Genomic DNA, 19041 nt, shown 5'->3' with positions numbered 1-19041 from the left:
GCATGAGCAGCACCGGACGGCTAAAAAATCTTCCTGCACGATTTAGACAAGGCCAAGGCGGTGGCATCACATCGATTTGTTCTGCCCATCCGCTTGTAATTGAAGCAGCGCTTCTTGAAGGCAAGGCCGTGGGCTCGGATGTGCTGATTGAGGCGACATGCAATCAGGTTAATCAAGATGGCGGATATACGGGCATGACACCCGCAGATTTTCGCCGTTTTGTAGAAGAAATAGCCACAGATATTGGCTTTGATACTGAGCGCCTCATTCTGGGCGGTGACCATTTGGGGCCAAATCCTTGGAAGCACCTGCCCGCCAGTGAAGCCATGCGCAAAGCTGAAATCATGATTGATGGTTTCATTCGTGCAGGCTTTACCAAAATTCATCTTGATACTTCGATGGGATGTGCCGGAGAGCCGATTGCGCTTAGCGACGCAGAAACTGCAAAACGCGCGGCACGTCTCGCCCAGATTGCAGAAAAAGCTGCTGCCGAAACAGGGTTTGAACTTCCAGCCTATGTCATTGGTACGGAAGTTCCGATACCAGGCGGAGCAATGGAAGAGATCGGCGAGCTTGAAGTGACCAAGCCGCAAGCGGCACTTGAAACCATTGCAATACATCGCGAAGCTTTTGCTGCAATCGGGCTTCAGGAGGCTTTTTCTCGCGCTATCGGCTTGGTGGTTCAGCCCGGGGTTGAGTTTGGCAATGAGAATGTGATCTTCTATGATAGCGCGAAAGCTGCATCTTTGAGCAACACGCTTGAGCAAATGCCGAATTTTATCTTTGAGGCGCACTCGACAGATTATCAGCCGGTTGAGGCGCTGTCGGCGTTGGTACGGGATGGTTTTTCGATCCTCAAAGTCGGTCCCGGTCTCACCTTCGCGCTGCGCGAGGCGCTTTATGGGCTGGATCAGATCGCAAGTTTCCTCAATCCCCATTCGCAGCGACAAACGCTTCAGGCGAAGATGGAGCAATTATTATTGGCTGAGCCAGGGAATTGGGAAAAATATTATCATGGGGACGCGCAAGAGCTGCGACTTCAGCGACATTTTTCTTATAGTGATCGCATTCGTTATTATTGGCCGCACCCGCAAGCGCTCGCCGCAGTAGAGGATTTGTTTCAAGAATTTGACGGGGTCAAAATTCCGGAAACGCTGATCAGCCAGTATATTTCTCCCCTCTATCCCGCCATTGCCAGTGGCAGGATAGAGGCCAATCCGCGTGCGCTGCTCGTTGAAGCGGTGCGCCATGTGGTGCGCAATTACGGCAAAGCCGTCGGCACACATTAAACCCTATTTATTCGGGCATCAGAGCTTCATTCTGCCAATTCCATAGGGCTTTTAAAAGCACGAAGTCTGAGTGCGTTTGACAGCACAAAAACACTTGAAAGCGCCATCGCTCCTGCAGCTAATACCGGCGATAATAGAGTGCCGGTAAACGGATAGAGTATCCCCGCGGCAACCGGGATCAGCGCCACATTATACGCAAAAGCCCAGAAGAGGTTTTCACCAATATTGCGGATGGTTGCTTTTGAAATAGCAATGGCATTTACCACACCGCGCAAATCTCCCGACATGAGAACGACATCTGCGCTTTCAATTGCAATATCTGTTCCTGTTCCAATGGCTATGCCCACATCTGCTGCGGCAAGCGCGGGGGCGTCATTTATGCCATCACCAACAAAAGCGATCTTCTTGCCGCCCATCGACAGGCGTTTCACCGCTTCAACCTTGCCATCGGGGAGTACTTCCGCAATGACTTCATCAATTGAAAGCCGTTTTGCTATTGCCTTTGCCGTGCGGCGATTATCGCCGGTGATCATCGCAACTTTCAGGCCTTGTTCATGCAGGGCGGCGATAGCTGCGGGCGTGCTATCCTTCATCGGATCGGCCACGGTGATAATGGCTGCAAGTTGCCCATCAATTGCAGCATAAAGCGGTGTTTGACCTTCGCTGCCAAGCCGGGCTGCATCATCTTCAAACGGTGCAACGTCAACGCCGATTTGCTGCATATAACGATCCGCGCCGATGACGATATCACGACCGGATATATTCGCTCTAAGCCCAAAACCAGATACAGATTGAAAGGCGCTAACGTCTTCAAGTACCAGGCCTTTTTCGTTTGCTGCAGTGACGATGGCATGCGCAATTGGATGTTCGGAGCGTGCTTCGACTGCCGCAACCAATGCAAGAACTTCATTTGGCTGAAAACCCGGCGCAACTGCAAAATGCATGAGCGTTGGCCGGCCTTGTGTTAAAGTTCCAGTCTTATCGACAGCGATGACGGATGCATCGCGCAGCGATTGGAGCGCATCGCCCCGACGAAATAATATTCCAAGTTCTGCGGCGCGCCCGGTCCCGACCATTATCGAGGTCGGGGTTGCAAGGCCCATGGCGCAAGGACATGCGATGATGACAACCGCAATAGCGTTTACAAGTGCGTAGCCGAACATTTGCATACCGCCAAATGCCAGCCAGACGACAAAAGTGAGCAATGCCGCAGCCAGCACCGCAGGCACAAACCAACGGGTCACCTTGTCGACCATCGCTTGAATAGGAAGCTTATCCGCCTGGGCGTCCTCCACCATGCGGATGATTTGCGAGATAACCATATCCCGCCCCACTTTGGTCGCCCGGAAAGTAAAGGCGCCGGTCTTATTGATGGTTCCTCCTACGACTTGAGCACCAACTTCCTTGATGACAGGCACGGGCTCGCCGGTGATCATGGATTCATCCACATAGGACGAACCTTCAATCACATCGCCATCCACTGGCACTTTCTCGCCCGGTCGAACCTGTACAAGATCGCCCACCCAGACATTTTCAAGCGCCACTTCTAGGGTCTCACCATCTCGTATGATGCGCGCTGATTTTGCCTGAAGGCCAACCAGGCGAGAAATCGCCGCACTGGTCCGACCCTTGGCACGGGCTTCAAGATAGCGGCCAATAAGGATGAGCGTGATGATAACCGCTGCTGCTTCGAAATAAACATTGACGGTGCCTTCTGGAAGCAAGTGCGGCCAGAACGTCGCCACGACCGAAAAACCCCACGCTGCGCTTGTGCCAACAACCACCAGCGAATTCATGTCGGGCCTAGCTCTTAGCAAAGCCGGAATTCCGGCTTTGAAAAACCGCAGACCGGGACCAAAAAGAACCAGCGTTGTGATAAGGAATTGAAAATACCAGCTATTTTCTATTCCGATCCTGTTCTCAACGAACATATGAATCCCAGAAAAAAGATGAGATCCCATCTCCAAAATAAAGACCGGAAGAGTTAAAAGAGCGGCAATTATGACGCTTCGTTTAAGCTTCTGCGCTTCGGCATCGCGCTTTTCAGCCTGCGAAATAGCTTGCGGTAAATCGCCTAATTCATCAAGAGGATGCGCCGTATAGCCCGCTTTTGCCACGGCGTTGACCAAGTCTTGCAAAGAAACATCCTGGGTCGCTTCCACATGGGCGCGCTCGGCTGCAAGATTAACGCTGACGCGGATGACATTTGGCACCGCGCTGAGCGCTTTTTCAACATTTCCCACACAAGACGCGCAATTCATGCCTTCGATCGTAAGATCGAGCTGCTTCAATGGGACGTCATATCCAGCATTGCGGATCGCATTCACCACGGAAGGCATATTGGCGCTATCGGTAACCACAATATCTGCGCGTTCGGTTGCGAGATTGACCGAGACTTTGGCCACGCCCGGCACAGTTGCAGCGGCTTTTTCAACGGATGCGACACAAGACGCGCAATTCATCCCCTCAACAAGTATCGAGAAATTGGCAGCTCCGACATGGTTCGGCTTACTCATATCCAATCCTTTGGCCCTTCCAAGAGCGCGTATAGTAGAACTGCAAATTAAAATAGACCTTCCAACGATGGGAAGGTCAAGTCGATTTAAGCAGGATGTGAGCTCGACTTGACCCGCCGCAATTTCCGTCCTATGCCTTAAGAGCAAAATTCGTTGGGGTGCCTTTTAGGCTGAGAGATGCGGCAACGCGTTAACCCATTGAACCTGATCCGGGTAATACCTGCGTAGGGAACGGAATTTGACGCATCGCGAACGAGGGCACATCCCTCAACGGAGCGCACACTCCCGCAAAGTTCATAGCGTCTCACTTTCCGTTCGGACAGAGGGACGTAACAATGAACCAGAACCAAAGTTTCTCTCGAACTGAAATAAATTCAAACTCTGCGGCACGCGTGCCAATCTGCGTGACCATTGCTGGATCCGACAGCGGTGGCGGAGCGGGTATTCAGGCTGATCTGAAAACCTTTTCCGCACTTGGCGTCTATGGCGCAAGCGTAATTTCCGCAATCACAGCGCAAAACACCCATGCGGTTACCGCTGTTCATGACGTGCCTGCGCATATGGTATCGGCTCAGCTTGAAGCGGTCTTTGGCGATCTTGATGTCGCAGCGGTCAAAGTGGGCATGGTATCTGTGCCCGAAACGATCAGCGCTATTGCCAATGGAATTGCAAGCTTTACTCGGCCCATCGTGCTTGATCCGGTGATGGTGGCTAAATCCGGCGATCGGTTGTTGAGCGAAGCAGCGATCTCTACCCTGCGCGAAAAGCTCATTCCGCTTGCAACTGTGCTGACGCCTAATCTGCCGGAAGCGGCCTGTCTGCTGGATGTCGAGCCCGCCCGAAGTGCCGATGAAGCGGAAGAGCAAGGTAATCGGCTGATTGAACTGGGCGCGAAGGCAGTTTTAATGAAAGGCGGACATGCGGAAGGTCCGACCTGCACCGATCTTCTTATTCGCCCCAATCAACCCACCATACGGGTTGAAGCGCCGCGCATTGCCACCAAAAACACCCATGGCACAGGCTGCACGCTTTCCTCAGCCCTTGCGGCGGGTCTGGCGCTCAACCTGCCCTTGGCGGAAGCGCTGACCTTTGCCCATGACTATTTGCACAAAGCTATTTCCGCGGCTGACCAGTTAAAGATCGGCAGCGGACACGGGCCTGTGCATCACTTCCATGCTCTATGGGTAGGTGCGTGATGCAAGTGGTTATTATTGGTGCAGGTGTGGCGGGATTGACCGCTGCGGCCGAATTTATCGCCAATGGGCACGAAGTTACGGTGATCGCCCGTAGTGCACAGATAGGCGATGATTGTTGCTCATGGCTGGCGGGAGGAATGCTCGCCCCATGGTGCGAGGGCGAAAGCGCAGAAGAGCCGGTGGTTCGCCTTGGCCAGGAAGCTATCAGCTGGTGGGAACGCCATGTTTCCGGCGTCAAGCGCGATGGGACGCTGGTGCTTTCACATATGCGAGATCGGAGTGAAATCAGCCGATTTTCGCGCCGTACCACTGCGTTCGAGGTTATCGATCAGGATCGCATTGATGCGTTAGAGCCAGATCTTGCAGGAAGATTTCGGCAGGGTCTTTTCTTCGCGGGCGAAGGCCATCTTGATCCACGCAAAGCGCTGGCGGAACTTGCGGAAAACTTGAAAAAACAGGGGGTAGCGTTTCGCCTCGGCACAGACGTGAATCATGCGCAATTCGATGCGGATATTATCATTGATGCACGCGGGTTGGCGGCGCGTGATGCTTTGCCGAATTTGCGCGGCGTGAAAGGTGAAATGCTGCTCATCCGTTCGCGCGATATTAATCTTTCGCGGCCGGTCCGGCTGCTGCATCCGCGCATTCCACTTTACATCGTTCCCCGAGGCGATGGGGTTCATATGGTTGGGGCAACCATGGTGGAGAGCGACCAACGCGGCCATATCAGCGTGCGCTCTACTTTGGAAATGCTCAGCGCAGCCTATGCATTGCATCCGGCTTTCGGCGAGGCCGAAATTCTTGAAACCGGTGTCGATGCGCGCCCCGCCTTTGCCAATAATCTGCCGCGGGTCGAGAGGCGGGGCAAAACCATTTTCATTAACGGGCTTTACCGGCACGGTTTCCTGCTGTCCCCGGTAACTGCACGGATGGCAGTTGAAGTTGCGACCAATCCGCAAGCTCAGCCCGAATTCATGGAGAAAAACCTATGAATATATTTCTCAATGGAGAGCAGCACTGCACGGCTGCTACTGATCTAAAGGCCCTCCTGGTCGAAATTGAACTTGATGAAGCTGTGGTTGCAACCGCGTTGAACGGTGAATTTGTTGCAGCGGAAGAGCGCGCAAGCACTGCGATCTCTGAGGGAGATCGGATCGAAGTTCTCGCGCCAATGCAAGGAGGTTGAGATGCTGGAATTTTACGGGAAACGTTTTGAAAACCGCTTGCTGCTTGGCACTGCGCTTTATCCCTCACCGGCTATTCTGGCCAATGCGGTTCGCGCATCAAAATGTCAAATCGTCACGGTTTCATTGCGACGTGAAAGCGGCGAACAGCGCGCTGGACAGGATTTCTGGTCTTTGATCAAACAGCTCGGCGTGCAGGTTCTGCCAAATACTGCCGGTTGCCACACCGTGCGCGAAGCGGTGACCACGGCCAAAATGGCGCGTGAAGTGTTTGGCACCAATTGGATAAAGCTTGAGGTCATTGGCGATCACGACACATTGCAGCCCGACCCATTCGGTCTCGTAGAAGCTGCGCGCATCCTTTGCGACGAAGGTTTCGAAGTGTTTCCCTATATGAACGACGATCTGGTCGTGGCGGAAAAACTGCTTGAAGCGGGCTGCAAAGTTCTGATGCCGTGGGGCGCGCCAATCGGCTCTGGGCGGGGATTGAACAATCCCTATGCGCTCAGAACCATGCGCGCGCATTTTCCAGATGTTCCGCTCGTAGTCGATGCGGGGATTGGTGTGCCCTCCCACGCTGCCGCATCCATGGAACTTGGCTATGATGCGGTTTTGCTCAACACGGCGGTCGCTAAAGCTGGCGATCCCGTCGCCATGGCGCGTGCTTTCGCACTCGCCGTTGAGGCGGGCCGTCTCGCCTATGAGGCGGACCCCATCGATGCCCGCGATATGGCGGCTCCTTCTACCCCTCTTATCGGAAAGGCGTTTTTGTAATGACTCTTGATCCTTTCTACCCAATTTTTGACAGTTCAAACTGGCTGGAACGACTGGTGCCACAGGGCATCAAGCTGGTTCAACTTCGTATCAAAGATAAAAGCGAGACAGAAATCCGCGCAGAAATCCGCAAGGCACGCAAGATATGCGAAGCCCATAATTGCCAGTTAATCGTCAATGATTACTGGAAGTTAGCATTAGATGAAGGGTGCGATTACATTCATCTGGGGCAAGAAGATCTCGACGGTGCTGATCTTAGCGCCATTCAAAAAGGCGGGTTGAAACTCGGCGTTTCCACTCATGATGAGGCTGAGCTCGAGCGCGCTCTTTCTGTCAAGCCTGACTATATTGCGCTCGGCCCTATTTATCCGACCATCCTGAAAAAAATGATCTGGGAACCACAGGGCCTGCCGCGCCTTGGGGAATGGAAGAAACGCATCGGTAAAATTCCGTTGGTTGGTATTGGCGGGTTGAGTTTGGAGCGCGCACCGGGCGCATTCGAAGCGGGTGCCGACATTGTTTCGGCTGTCACCGATATCACCCTTAATTCCGATCCTGAAGCGCGGGTTCGAGAGTGGATTTCCATCACCCTGCCTTACGCAAATCAATCTTTGGAGACAGCATGAAAAACTTGCTTCTTGCCGCGCTTTGCAGCGTCGCTGTGAGCGCGGGGACTGCGTTTGCAGCGCAGGCCAATGATAAACTCACGCTCATTCTCGACTGGTATGTCAATCCAGATCACGGGCCGATCATCGTTGCCGAAAAACTAGGCTATTTTGATGCGGAAGGGCTTGATGTCGAGATTATAGCACCTGCGGATGCATCAGTACCGCCCAAATTGGTTGCCGCCGGACAGGCTGATCTGGCCATTTCCTATCAGCAACAGGTTCATCTTGATGTTCATGCCGGGATGCCGATCCTTCGCGTTGGCACGCTGATCGATTCCCCGTTGAATTGCTTGATGGTGCGAGACGATGGCTCGATTAACGAAATTGCTGATCTGAAAGGAAAAAAGGTCGGCTTCTCTGTCGCGGGCGTTGAAGAGGTTTTGCTTGAAACCCTTCTGGATCGTCACAAGATTGATATTGCGGATGTTGAGCTGATCAATGTGAATTTCTCGCTCACCCCTGCCCTCATGTCGAAGCAAGTCGATGCGGTGATGGGCGCCTATCGCAATATCGAATTGAATCAGATGGAAATCGAAGGGATCAAGGGCAAATGTTTCTTCGTCGAGGAAGAAGGTGTGCCGCTTTATGATGAGCTGGTTTACATCGCGCATAAAGATAATCTCGACAAAGAGAAAATATCGCGCTTTCTCGCGGCAACCGAAAATGCGGCGCAGTTTATTGTCAATCATCCCGAAGAAAGTTTCGAGCTTTTTTCATCTTACAGCACAGAGCTGAAAGACGAGCTGAATGAGCGCGCGTGGAAAGACACAATCACACGTTTTTCACGAGCGCCAGCCAGTCTCGATCATGGGCGTTGGAGTCGTTTTGAAGACTATCTGCATGAGAACGATCTGATTACCGAAATCCTGCCCGTGGAAAATCTTGCCATTGATGTGAATGCTAAAGGAGGACAGTCTTGACCCTGCCCAAGCCTGATTATTCGTCAAAACTTTTCAACCGTTTGCGCGCTGCGACCATGGATGACTGGCAGCCCTATATCGATCATGCTTTTGTGCGTGGATTGGGTGACGGCACCCTGCCGAAAACCGCATTTCTGCACTATCTCAAGCAGGATTATGTTTATCTGCACCATTATGCACGTGCATGGGCGCTGGGCGTGGTGAAGGCGAACACCCTGATGGAATCCCGGTTCTGTGCCGAGCTCATGCATAGTTTGGCAAGTGTTGAGCTGCCTTTGCATATTGGTGTTTGTGCGAGAGAGGGCATCAGCGAAGACGATCTCTTTAATACAAAGGAAGAGCCAGAAAATATCGCCTATACGCGTTATGTGCTCGATTGCGGACAGGCAGGCGATTTTCTGGATCTGTTAGCTGCACTGATCCCATGCGTGCATGGTTATGGTGAAATTGGCCTTAGACTGGCCGAAACTGCGGCTGCGGACACGCCGTATCGTGAGTGGATTGACACTTACGCTGGCGAGGCTTTCCAAAATATGTGCCATACGGCTGGAAAGCTTTTCGATCAGGCGGCCATAGATCGGATTGGTGCAGATTTCGAGCGAAGCCCGCGCTGGCAGCGGCTTTGTGAGATTTTTGCGACAGCGAGCCGGCTGGAAGCCTCATTCTGGCAGATGGGATTGAAGGGCGCATAGTGGAGCCTATTCACCGAAAAAAGCGTATCGCCGATAGTTTCCTATCGGCGGTCGCCGTCCTTTTATTGTGGCAGATTTTGGTAAGCCTTTGGGGCATACCGCGCTTTATATTGCCCGGGCCCATTGATGTCTTCCGAGCACTTTACGCCAATTCGGGGCTGATTGCGGAGAATGCAGCGGTGACTTTTGGCGAGGTGTTGGGGGGGTTTTTTCTCGGCAGCACTACTGGCATCGTCACGGCAGTCCTGCTCATGATGTCGCGATTTGCGCAAAGACTGGTCATGCCGCTGCTCGTTTTCAGTCAGACCATCCCGATTTTTGCACTCGCACCTATGCTGACGCTCTGGCTTGGCTATGGGCCGGGGTCGAAAATCGCGGTCATCATCTTGATGATCTTTTTCCCGGTCGTTTCCACATTTTTTGACGGCATGATGCGAACGGATCAAAACTTGATCAATGCCGCTGAAAATCTCGGCGCGAAACCAATGCAGATATTGTTCAATATTCGTATTCCGGCAGCGTTTCCTTCTTTGGCATCAGGTCTCAGCCTAGCCGCTGTCTATTCCCCCATAGGTGCGATCATCGGCGAATGGGTGGGCGCTTCAAAAGGTCTGGGTTATTTGATGCTGCTAGCCAATGGCCGCGCCAAGGTCGACTTAATGTTTGCATGCCTATTTGTATTAACGGGCTTTACGATGCTCTTGCATATAGCGGTTTCCCATTATGCCCGGCGGCTTGCAGCTTGGCCCAAAAAGGCTTGATGAGTCGATCAATCGAGCTCGGGAGCTTTCCCCGATGATTGACGGACTATCAATTGATGCGAGATGCGGCGGGAGCGGGTTGTTTCACCATTTTCGATCTGGTGAAGCAACATATCAACAGCATCACGCGTCATTTCAAAAATGGGTTGTCGGATCGTGGTAATTTGTGGCGATACCATGCGGGCTATTGAGCTGTCATCAAAACCCACAATGGAAAGTTGGTCGGGAACAGCAATGCCCATCTCATAGGCAACTTGCATCACGCCTGCGGCCATATCGTCATTGGATGCAAAAATTGCAGTCGGTCGATCTTCAAGAGAGAGCAGTTTTCGACCGGTTTTAACCCCACTCACAAAACTGAAACCACCCCGAACTTCATAATCCGGGTTGAGATCAATTCCATGGTCTCTCAGGCTTTGACGATAGGCTTCCAGACGCAATTGAGCGGAGCGATGGGTCATATCCCCGACAATAATTGCAATCTTTTTGTGACCAAGCTCCAGCAGATATTGCATCAGATCAAGGGTCGCCGCCTCGTCGTCAATTGCCACACTATCGGTGGCATGAACGGTAAAATCTCCCGCCACTCTGGTAAAAGGCATAGCGGAGGCACTCAGCTCTTGCAAAATTTCAAGATCGTCTGACATGGGCGGCGTGACAATGATGCCATCAAGCCCCGAAGCATGGGCAGTCTCGATCAGGCTGCCGCGAATATCCGCTCGGTTTTCAACTGGGAAAATAAGCAAGCGATATCGGGTATGCCGCAGTCGGTCTATCGCGCCGGATTGCAATTCGATGACATAGCTTTGGCTGGGGTTTTCGAAAAACAGCCCGATCAGGTGGGAGCGTCGCTCAACCAAATTGCGTGCTGCAGCATTTGGGCGATAGCGCAACTCGGCACCCGCAGCGCGAACTTTCTCACGAATCACCTCGCGAACATTGGGTTCGTCGTTAAAAACCCGCGAAACAGTTTTAATAGACACGCCTGCGAGACGCGCCACATCATGTATCGTGGCTCTCTTTCCAGTTCCAGCCATAGGCCGACATTTCTCCACCTCAACTCATATGATTTTACTACTCATTTTGAGACGAGAGGGAAAGAGCAAAGCTGGCAATCAAACCGAACAGACCCGTGAGCGCGTGAGGAACCGCTTTTCGCGGCCGTTATCCAGCGAAAACATCCCGCCGCGACCGGGCACGACGTCAATGATCAATTCTGTATGTTTCCAAGCGTCATATTGCGGACCACTTATATAAAATGGAGCTCCGCCGATCTCACCCAGTTTTACATCTGTATCACCAATGAGAAATTCGCCTTGCGGGTAGCACATAGGTGATGAGCCGTCGCAACAACCGCCCGATTGATGAAACATAATCGGTCCATATTCGGCTTGCAATTCGCTTATCAATTCAAGCGCTGCATCGGTAGCACTCACCTGTGACTTTGCGATTTCCTGAGCCATTGCTTTCTCCGAATAGTATTAAAAAAGCCGCCGCTTTAAAAAGCGGCGGCCTTCTTTTCATCAAAAGAAACCAAGCTTTTTCGGGCTATAGCTTACCAGCATATTCTTTGTCTGCTGATAGTGATCGAGCATCTTAAGGTGGTTTTCACGACCGATACCCGATTGCTTGTAACCGCCGAATGCCGCATGCGCCGGATAGGCATGATAGCAATTGGTCCAAACTCGACCCGCCTGAATGGCACGGCCAAACCGATAGGCGCGGGTTCCATCGCGTGTCCATACGCCCGAACCCAAGCCATAAAGCGTATCATTGGCTATGGAAAGCGCTTCTTCGTCATCCTTAAAAGTGGTGACTGACACAACAGGTCCAAAGATTTCCTCTTGGAAAATCCGCATCTTGTTGTGACCCTTGAACACCGTCGGCTTAACGTAATAACCGCCCGCCAGATCGCCTGCGAGATGATTACGCTCACCACCGATGAGCACTTCCGCACCTTCCTGCTTACCAATATCTATATAGCTGAGGATTTTTTCCAACTGCTCACTAGAAGCCTGCGCCCCGATCATGGTTGCCGGATCGAGCGGATCGCCTTGTACAATCTGCTCAACGCGCTTTAGTGCCCGCTCCATGAATTCATCATAGATTTTTTCATGGATCAATGCCCGGCTTGGACAGGTGCAAACCTCGCCCTGATTAAGGGCGAACATGACAAAGCCCTCAATAGCCTTGTCCAGATAATCATCATCTTCCGCGGTAACATCGGAGAAGAAAATATTGGGGGACTTGCCACCCAATTCCAATGTCACTGGAATGAGATTCTGGCTAGCATATTGCATAATCAAGCGGCCGGTGGTCGTTTCGCCGGTGAAAGCAATTTTAGCAATACGAGGGCTTGATGCGAGCGGCTTACCGGCCTCAAGGCCAAAGCCATTGACCACATTTATCACGCCTGCAGGCAGCAGATCACCAATCAGCTCCATCAGAACGAGAATAGATGCCGGGGTCTGTTCCGCGGGTTTGAGCACGACACAATTGCCAGCAGCAAGGGCAGGCGCAAGCTTCCAAACTGCCATGAGCAGCGGGAAATTCCACGGAATAATCTGGCCCACTACGCCCAGAGGTTCATGGAAATGATAGGCGACCGTATCATGATCAATTTCTGAAATGCCGCCCTCTTGCGCGCGAATTGCGCCAGCAAAATAGCGAAAATGATCAACGGCAAGCGGCAAGTCCGCATTGGTCGTTTCGCGGATTGGCTTCCCATTATCCCAGGTTTCCGCGGCGGCAAGTTTGGGTAGGTTTTCTTCAATGCGGTCGGCGATTCTACTAAGAATCAGCGCACGCTCAGCCGCACTTGTTTTTCCCCACGCATCCTTCGCAGCATGAGCGGCATCAAGGGCAGCCTCCACATCAGCGGCTTCAGAGCGAGCAACTTGGCAGAGCACCTGACCATTGATCGGGGAAATATTATCAAAATAGCGGCCCGATTTGGGCTCTACCCAATCGCCGCCAATAAAATTTCCATAGCGCTGTTTGAATTCGGGTTTCACAGAACGATGAAATTCCACTTTATTCATTTAGGCCTCCTTAAGCTCAACGCCGCTTGAACCTAACATCGCGTGGTCCCGAAAATCGGTATTGGCTTTCGGGCCGATGCTATGGCGTCCGAATTTTTAGGATAGCCTGTCCCGATGCGAGAGTCACCCATTTCTAACGAAATAATTGCGGGTTCGGAGCAAGCTTGAAGCACCCGAATATTCCTTGATCGATCTTAGAATTGTGCGCCGCTTATAAGAGCTGTTCGAAATGAAATGGATGCCGAGCGAATTCGCGTAAACAACGCATTTGGCGTCAATTCCTAGCGTTTGCTGGCTGTCGAAAAGGCCGAACTTTCGTTTAGCGTAGCAACTTTAGGCAAAGCGACCGTCAGGTTTCGATCAACCATATGGTCGATGAAAATTACCACCGCGATAGATTTATAAACTTTAGAACATCTCTTCCAAACTAATAAACGAGTTTCCCAAAAATGCGAGATCAATATTATAAATTTCGCAAGAAAACGGCAAACGGGGAAATAAAGATAAAACATCACCTCTATCAATATTTCCTCTTACTACTGAAAGGGGTTAGCTATGTCTAAATTGGGTATCCTATACTTTACAACTACTTTCTTTATCTTTGGAGGAGCAGCATTCGCGCAGACTGTCGGGATTGACAACCAAACAAATTCTGCATCGCAAGCAGGATCAACCGCGGTCGCAATCAGCGGCGGCAACACATCTCCGAATAAGATCAGGACCACCGTGCCGGCTTTTGCTCCCGGCCTTGTGGCGGCGGGTGTTCATTCCTGTGCAGGATCAACCAGTGTGGGCGTGGGAGCCACGGGTTGGGGTTTCGGTGCTGGCAGCACCTATGAAATGCGCGAATGTAACCGCCGCGCCTTCGCCGCAGCACTGTTAGGTATGGGACATAATCGAGCGGCATTGGACCTTATTTGCCTTAACAAGGAAGTGAGATCCTCACTTAACGCTACCGGAGTTGTTTGTCCGTCTCAGGCTATTGCAGCGCGTACGGCTTCGCCCGCTCCGGCCAGAAGAACTATCTTTGCATCAGCCACGAGCGAACCTGCTCCAGCAGCCGCTCCCGCGGCGGCTGCAGCGGTAGCGCGGACGGGACAAAATCGCACCTACTCAGCCAGAGCACTCGGCCTTTCATCGGCTGATCTGAGGGAAAAAGGCTGCGTCTTACGGACCACAGCGCAAAACGGACGCGCATGGCATTGCCCGCAACCGGTTATGTAACAAGCCACTACCGTTGAGCGAGCAGCTTAACAGAGCATCAATTTGAGAACTGATTTCGACTGTTGATGTAGCCTTCTACCCGTGGCTCCAGAATGGACTGCAGACGTCCCCGGCCATGGGTAGCGGGGTGTATCATCGGGATATGCCTAGCAAGTGCAGGCTTGCTAAGGAAAATGGAGGAGTCAAAACATGAAAAAGATTCTTTTTGCGGCCGTGGCGTTGGTCGCCGCTAGTGCACTACCCGCAGCAGCTCAAACGATTAACTGGGGCGGCAGCTTTGCCGGCAACAGTCAGGCAGGCTCAACGACCACAGGCTTTGGTGGATCGAACGCAGCTGGAAGTGCTGCCACGAATGGTTGGGCAACGGGCACCGGTAATGTTGCAGGCGGCGCAATCAATATACCAGGGTTCGGAGTAAGCGCAGGCTTGGCGCAGGGCTCATTCAGCTCTGGCATCCAAGGTGTTTCGGGTGCCAATGCTACTTCGGGCACTGGATTTCTCGGCAGCACCATGGCCGAATCCTTTGGCTCGAGCGTCGGCAGTTCAGCCGGTAGTGTTCAGCTCCGACCCTAATTTCTTATGGATCCAGCGGATTTTGGAAGAACATTCTCGTTCGAAAAAACCAATGGATTTCTCAAGCTTCGATGAGGAAAAAAGCCGGAGGTTATTCTCCTCCCGCTAAGGAAAGAATGAGAGTCCACCCCCCTCAAGGATACCCACTCTCATTCTGTAGGGGCAGGCAAAAGTCTGCCCCTACACATCTGCCAAATGGCTAAAGGGAGTTGATATATTATAGCTCGGAGACAGAATCTGATCTTTCTTGATTAATCGACATCGAATTTGCGCCGTATAATTTATGGAGCTTGCAGGCTACTTCAGTACGATTTGAAGCGCCGATTTTCTTCATAATATTATGGACGTGCGCCTTAACCGTTCCCTCACTCATTTTGAGTTCGAATGCGATAATCTTGTTGGATTTCCCCACTCTGATGGCATTCACCACCTCGATTTCTCGGGGGGTAAACAATCCGCCAAGCACATCATCTTCTGACTCGTTTTTATCGGATTTTTTTAACAGCGATGCCGGGACATATATTCCTCCCGCCATAGCTAAATGAATAGCCTCTACACAGATTTTTGCATCGACGGAGGTTGGGATATATCCCCTCGCGCCCAATTCAATAGCGCGGATAACTTGCAACCAGTCTTCACGTTCTGCCAATAAAACAACCGGGATAGGATACCAGGATTTGATGGCCGCCCTGATTTCATCTGAAACAAGCGCGTCCGCAAGTCGACGGGAACCTATATGCAGCACGATGACCACAACGCCATCGAGTGAGATATCTTTTTTGATGGTGCCGTGAGTAATGATTGGTAGTTTAAGACCATTCATTAACAGTCCATTATAGAGACACTCGCGCTCAAGATTACTTTTACAAATCAAAAGAAGATGAGGCTGGCAATCTACCGCCGCTTCTTCCCGTCTTGTTGTTTGAAAGCCCCCGCTCGCTCCGATTATCGCCCCACTATTGGCACCATCCGGCGCGGCCCATAAGTATCGCTGCCCTGTTTCAAACATTATTTATTCCCCTTATTTTTTCTCCTTCCAAAGGAAAAAACTACTTCCGTCGGAAAACACCGAGTTTTTTTCGGTTTATTGCTAAAACCCCCGCGGTAGAGCGCGTAATATTGCAATTGACTAATAATCGTGTCATTAACCTAGGTTAGTGTTTTTATAAAAACTGTTCAGTAAACAATAGTTGAGTCGGGCACCGAAGTTATTATTCTATAACTTTGGTTGGGCAGGTATAACTAATGCATAGTGGTAGTAGATATAGCACCGCTCCGCCTATCGGGGCGCTGGTCGGTTTGTTGGAAGCACCACCGATCGCGGCAAGGCTGGGACCGTTAGAGATTGAGACCCTTGCGAAGCTGTCTGTCACGGAAAACCATTATCCGGCGGACTCCATTATCATCGATCAAGGTGCCACAACTCGTAATGTGCATTTGGTCGCTTCGGGTTGGGGATGTGTTTACCGTGATCTAGCCAATGGGAAAAGACAGATCATCGATTTTTCAATGCGTTGCGATTTTATAGGGTTACGAACAGCTAACGGATACAGCTATAATACCATCGCTTCCATAACTCCCATGACGATATTTGAAATATCGCTTTCCTCTTTGGAAGAAGCCATCAAACAAGCTCCGCGTTTAAGTTTCATACTTATTGAGCTTCTTTCTCGACAGCGTGCGCTGCTCATAGAACATCTGACCAATATTGGATGCCGAAGCGCCTTGGTACGAACGGCATATTTTATGCTGGAATTGTCCGATCGGGTGCGCGCTTGCGGTATTGGCGATCCTGACAGCTTCTATTGTCCACTCACTCAATATCAACTTGCCGACGCATTGGGGCTCACCCCCATTCATCTCAATCGTATGCTGCGAGAGCTTCGCGAAGAAGAACTCATGACCTTCAAGTCCTCTAGGGTGGAAATTCTTGATCGTGATCGCTTGGTTGCCATTTCGGATTATGACGGCGAATTCTTGCGAATGTCCGTGTTTGATAGAAATTAATCGCCAACTAAAAGATACCGATCTTGATCATGCGGGCGCGGTAAAACACTCGCCAAAATAAATCTTTAGCAGCCCCTCATCAGGACGCCCGGCGAAGCAAAGGAAAGCCTATCCTGTTTCGAGCGGGTTTTTGATAGCGCAATGAGCGAGCAAGTGCGTTCAGCAGATCGGTCTGCGATATCAGTCCCGCAATGTGGGAGCTCTCATCAGTAATAATCACCGCATGGGCAATGCCATCGGAAAGAAGTGGTACTAAAGACATTACGGGCTGGTCTGGCGAAGCGGTGGGCGCGGGGATAAAGTAATCTGCGACTTTTTCCGAACCATTCGCAGTTAATTCGCGCAGTCCCACAATTCCCAAGAGCTTGTCTTTTTCATCCACCACCGGCAACGCACGAATATTGTGCGTAAGCAATAGATTACGGGCTTGTTCGACGCTGCTATTCACCTGTGTTTTTATGACATCGCGTGACATTATGTGGCTGGCGAGGATTTCGCCGTGTTGGCGCGCCAAAGCTTGCCTTTCGACCTGATAAAGCAAGCGGGTTAAGTCACCCGGGTGGATATCAAAAGTCTCATCAATCGCATCAAGCGCGGCACTAACATCATCTGCATTAAATCCCAGCCGCAGTTCAGGAGGCGGGTCTTTTGTCAGACGCGGATTTACCGCCGCCACCGCCGGACGATGGGGATATTGCCGGCCCGATAGTTTATGGATCACGACCCCCAGAGCCACTAACATAATCGAGTTCAGGCCCACGGGGAAAAATGCGTAAACATATCCACCTTCCGCACCCCAAGCGGATCCAAGTACGGTCATTAATGCGACTGCGCCACCTGGAGGATGCAGGCAGCGTGCAAAAGACATGGCGGCAATGGCAAGCGCAACCCCCACGCCTGCCGCAATAAATGGCGTATCGATGAGGATGGCGACACTAATTCCCACTAAGGCAGAAATCACATTGCCACCGATAATCGGCCAAGGTTGTGCGAGTGGGCTGACGGGAACTGCGAATAAAAGTACCGCCGAAGCGCCGATTGGCGCTATAATCAAGGGAAGCGAGGTGTCTTGCGCTAATAATAGGGTGCAAATCCACCCGGTAAGGGCGATGCCAATCATGGCACCGACACATGCGAGAAGCCTCTCCTTTAAGGTTGCCCCAGCGAGGATTGGTTTAAACAATTGGAGGGGATTCAAGATCAGACCTATTTCAGCGCATAATTAAAGAGTGTCTAAGGGTCTACAGCCTAACCAAGCGCTTGTCGCGCATGTTGCTACTCAAATTCTGTCAATTTTCGGAAACATATTTCGAAAGGAACGGACGGACGTTAAAAAAAGGCCGGGCGAAACGCACCGACCTTCTCACCATCAATTTCCACTCCTGCCAGTACATCCGTGGTCAAAAGTTCAATTGATGAGGCATACGACGCGCAAAGATTAACTGCGCACTACATCGCCTATGCAGCAAGTTCTAAAATATGAATATGTCAAAAAGATGAAGCCAGCGCATATATTCACTGGGTGACCCAATTTATTCTGGCGGGCGGGATACCATGTTGCATGGCCACCGTAGTGGCCCGATCTCGCAGATCAGGCGAGAGTAATGGATCTCTTGAAAGCACCCAGAAATAATTGGGGCTTGATCCAATCACTATGGACCAGCGGTAATCATCATCCAGCGCGACGATATTGTAACCGCCAAAAAATGGGCCGAAAAAAGAAACTTTAAGTGCACCGGTACCACGTCCGCGCACAAATAAAGCGGTTCCGGAAGCATGCGTATAACGCCCTTTGGACGGATTGAAACCACTGTTTAGGACATTGATTGAACCATCTTCATTCAGCGTATATTCCGCCTTTGTCTTGATTAAACCGCGTTCAAACCGATTATCGACACGCCCCACCTCGTACCAGGTACCGAGATATTTTTCGGCATCGAAATTTTCGACAGGGGTGACATTGGCAGGAATTTTTGGATCGCAGGCCCGATAGATTGCGCAACCTGCCAGAACGCCGGCGGCGCCTAAAAACATTTTTCTTAACGACATGGTGAACTCCCAATTCTCGAGTCACCTATGCAACTGGTCCAAGGGCTATTGGTTCCTCGCACCATTCTCAAATGCGCCTTGCGCAACGTTTGGACGGGTGAGATCCCGCACGAGTTCTCGCTTTTGCCTGACTTTTGTTTGACCTTT

General features: G+C 51.4%; 19 protein-coding genes and 1 riboswitch. Of the genes, 12 read left to right on the top strand and 7 right to left on the bottom strand.

Features of this window, described 5'->3' with window-relative positions; all coding sequences use genetic code 11:
• Positions 1-2 precede the first annotated feature (2 nt).
• Complete coding sequence (locus C7374_RS02140) at positions 3-1289, top strand: D-tagatose-bisphosphate aldolase, class II, non-catalytic subunit (RefSeq protein ID WP_111573951.1); 1287 nt, start codon at positions 3-5, stop codon at positions 1287-1289.
• Positions 1290-1315: 26 nt separating this feature from the next.
• Here C7374_RS02140 and C7374_RS02135 read toward each other — a convergent pair whose 3' ends face one another.
• Positions 1316-3805: a heavy metal translocating P-type ATPase gene (locus tag C7374_RS02135; protein ID WP_245412552.1), complete on the bottom strand. Its 2490-nt coding sequence runs from the start codon at positions 3803-3805 to the stop codon at positions 1316-1318.
• 144 nt (positions 3806-3949) lie between these two features.
• Positions 3950-4053: riboswitch (TPP riboswitch) on the top strand.
• Between the two features lie 87 nt (positions 4054-4140).
• Between C7374_RS02135 and thiD the strand changes: the two genes are divergently transcribed.
• The 8 genes from thiD to C7374_RS02095 are packed head-to-tail and all read left to right on the top strand — an operon-like array spanning position 4141 to position 10000.
• Complete coding sequence (gene thiD / locus C7374_RS02130; protein WP_111573950.1) at positions 4141-5001, top strand: bifunctional hydroxymethylpyrimidine kinase/phosphomethylpyrimidine kinase; 861 nt, start codon at positions 4141-4143, stop codon at positions 4999-5001.
• Positions 5001-5993, top strand: coding sequence for a glycine oxidase ThiO (gene thiO, locus C7374_RS02125; protein WP_111573949.1), 993 nt, complete (start codon positions 5001-5003; stop codon positions 5991-5993). The genes thiD and thiO overlap by 1 nt, the downstream gene beginning before the upstream one ends.
• Complete coding sequence (thiS, locus tag C7374_RS02120) at positions 5990-6187, top strand: sulfur carrier protein ThiS (RefSeq protein ID WP_111573948.1); 198 nt, start codon at positions 5990-5992, stop codon at positions 6185-6187. Before thiO ends, thiS begins: the two co-directional genes overlap by 4 nt.
• A 1-nt stretch (position 6188) precedes the next feature.
• Positions 6189-6959 (top strand): thiazole synthase, encoded by a 771-nt coding sequence (locus C7374_RS02115; RefSeq protein ID WP_111573947.1) that lies wholly within the window; start codon positions 6189-6191, stop codon positions 6957-6959.
• Positions 6959-7585, top strand: a complete 627-nt coding sequence (locus tag C7374_RS02110) for a thiamine phosphate synthase (protein ID WP_111573946.1) — start codon at positions 6959-6961, stop codon at positions 7583-7585. The genes C7374_RS02115 and C7374_RS02110 overlap by 1 nt, the downstream gene beginning before the upstream one ends.
• Positions 7582-8547 (top strand): ABC transporter substrate-binding protein, encoded by a 966-nt coding sequence (locus C7374_RS02105; RefSeq protein WP_111573945.1) that lies wholly within the window; start codon positions 7582-7584, stop codon positions 8545-8547. Before C7374_RS02110 ends, C7374_RS02105 begins: the two co-directional genes overlap by 4 nt.
• Complete coding sequence (gene tenA, locus C7374_RS02100; protein ID WP_111573944.1) at positions 8544-9239, top strand: thiaminase II; 696 nt, start codon at positions 8544-8546, stop codon at positions 9237-9239. The genes C7374_RS02105 and tenA overlap by 4 nt, the downstream gene beginning before the upstream one ends.
• Positions 9239-10000 carry an ABC transporter permease gene (locus C7374_RS02095; RefSeq protein ID WP_245412551.1) on the top strand — a complete coding sequence of 254 codons (762 nt, stop codon included), beginning with the start codon at positions 9239-9241 and terminating at the stop codon, positions 9998-10000. Before tenA ends, C7374_RS02095 begins: the two co-directional genes overlap by 1 nt.
• A gap of 8 nt (positions 10001-10008) precedes the next feature.
• Here the strand turns inward: C7374_RS02095 and C7374_RS02090 are convergent, their stop codons facing one another.
• The 3 genes from C7374_RS02090 to adh all read right to left on the bottom strand — a co-directional run bounded on the left by C7374_RS02090 (position 10009) and on the right by adh (position 13041).
• A complete protein-coding gene (locus tag C7374_RS02090; protein WP_111573942.1) occupies positions 10009-11037 on the bottom strand; it encodes a LacI family DNA-binding transcriptional regulator in 1029 nt (342 codons plus the stop codon).
• Between the two features lie 78 nt (positions 11038-11115).
• Positions 11116-11463: a DUF779 domain-containing protein gene (locus tag C7374_RS02085; RefSeq protein ID WP_111573941.1), complete on the bottom strand. Its 348-nt coding sequence runs from the start codon at positions 11461-11463 to the stop codon at positions 11116-11118.
• Between the two features lie 60 nt (positions 11464-11523).
• Positions 11524-13041 carry an aldehyde dehydrogenase gene (gene adh / locus C7374_RS02080; RefSeq protein ID WP_111573940.1) on the bottom strand — a complete coding sequence of 506 codons (1518 nt, stop codon included), beginning with the start codon at positions 13039-13041 and terminating at the stop codon, positions 11524-11526.
• 555 nt (positions 13042-13596) lie between these two features.
• Here adh and C7374_RS02070 point away from each other — a divergent pair.
• Both C7374_RS02070 and C7374_RS02065 read left to right on the top strand, forming a co-directional pair.
• A complete protein-coding gene (locus tag C7374_RS02070; RefSeq protein ID WP_111573938.1) occupies positions 13597-14265 on the top strand; it encodes a hypothetical protein in 669 nt (222 codons plus the stop codon).
• 189 nt (positions 14266-14454) lie between these two features.
• On the top strand, positions 14455-14838 hold the full coding sequence (locus C7374_RS02065) for a hypothetical protein (protein WP_111573937.1): 384 nt from the start codon (positions 14455-14457) through the stop codon (positions 14836-14838).
• Between the two features lie 217 nt (positions 14839-15055).
• Here the strand turns inward: C7374_RS02065 and C7374_RS02060 are convergent, their stop codons facing one another.
• Positions 15056-15847, bottom strand: coding sequence for a response regulator transcription factor (locus tag C7374_RS02060; RefSeq protein ID WP_111573936.1), 792 nt, complete (start codon positions 15845-15847; stop codon positions 15056-15058).
• Between the two features lie 236 nt (positions 15848-16083).
• On the opposite strand from C7374_RS02060, the gene C7374_RS02055 reads away from it, so the two are divergent.
• Positions 16084-16845: a Crp/Fnr family transcriptional regulator gene (locus C7374_RS02055; RefSeq protein ID WP_111573935.1), complete on the top strand. Its 762-nt coding sequence runs from the start codon at positions 16084-16086 to the stop codon at positions 16843-16845.
• 79 nt (positions 16846-16924) lie between these two features.
• On the opposite strand, the gene C7374_RS02050 is transcribed toward C7374_RS02055, so the two are convergent.
• Positions 16925-18028, bottom strand: coding sequence for an HPP family protein (locus tag C7374_RS02050; protein WP_425358000.1), 1104 nt, complete (start codon positions 18026-18028; stop codon positions 16925-16927).
• A gap of 332 nt (positions 18029-18360) precedes the next feature.
• Positions 18361-18894 carry a lipocalin family protein gene (locus C7374_RS02045; protein ID WP_111573933.1) on the bottom strand — a complete coding sequence of 178 codons (534 nt, stop codon included), beginning with the start codon at positions 18892-18894 and terminating at the stop codon, positions 18361-18363.
• Positions 18895-19041 lie beyond the last annotated feature (147 nt).

It is taken from the genome of Falsochrobactrum ovis, assembly GCF_003259955.1.
Taxonomy (GTDB): Bacteria; Pseudomonadota; Alphaproteobacteria; order Rhizobiales; family Rhizobiaceae; genus Brucella; species Brucella ovis_A.
Note: the sequence above shows the minus strand (reverse complement) of the source record. Positions and strands in the feature narration are given on the sequence as shown.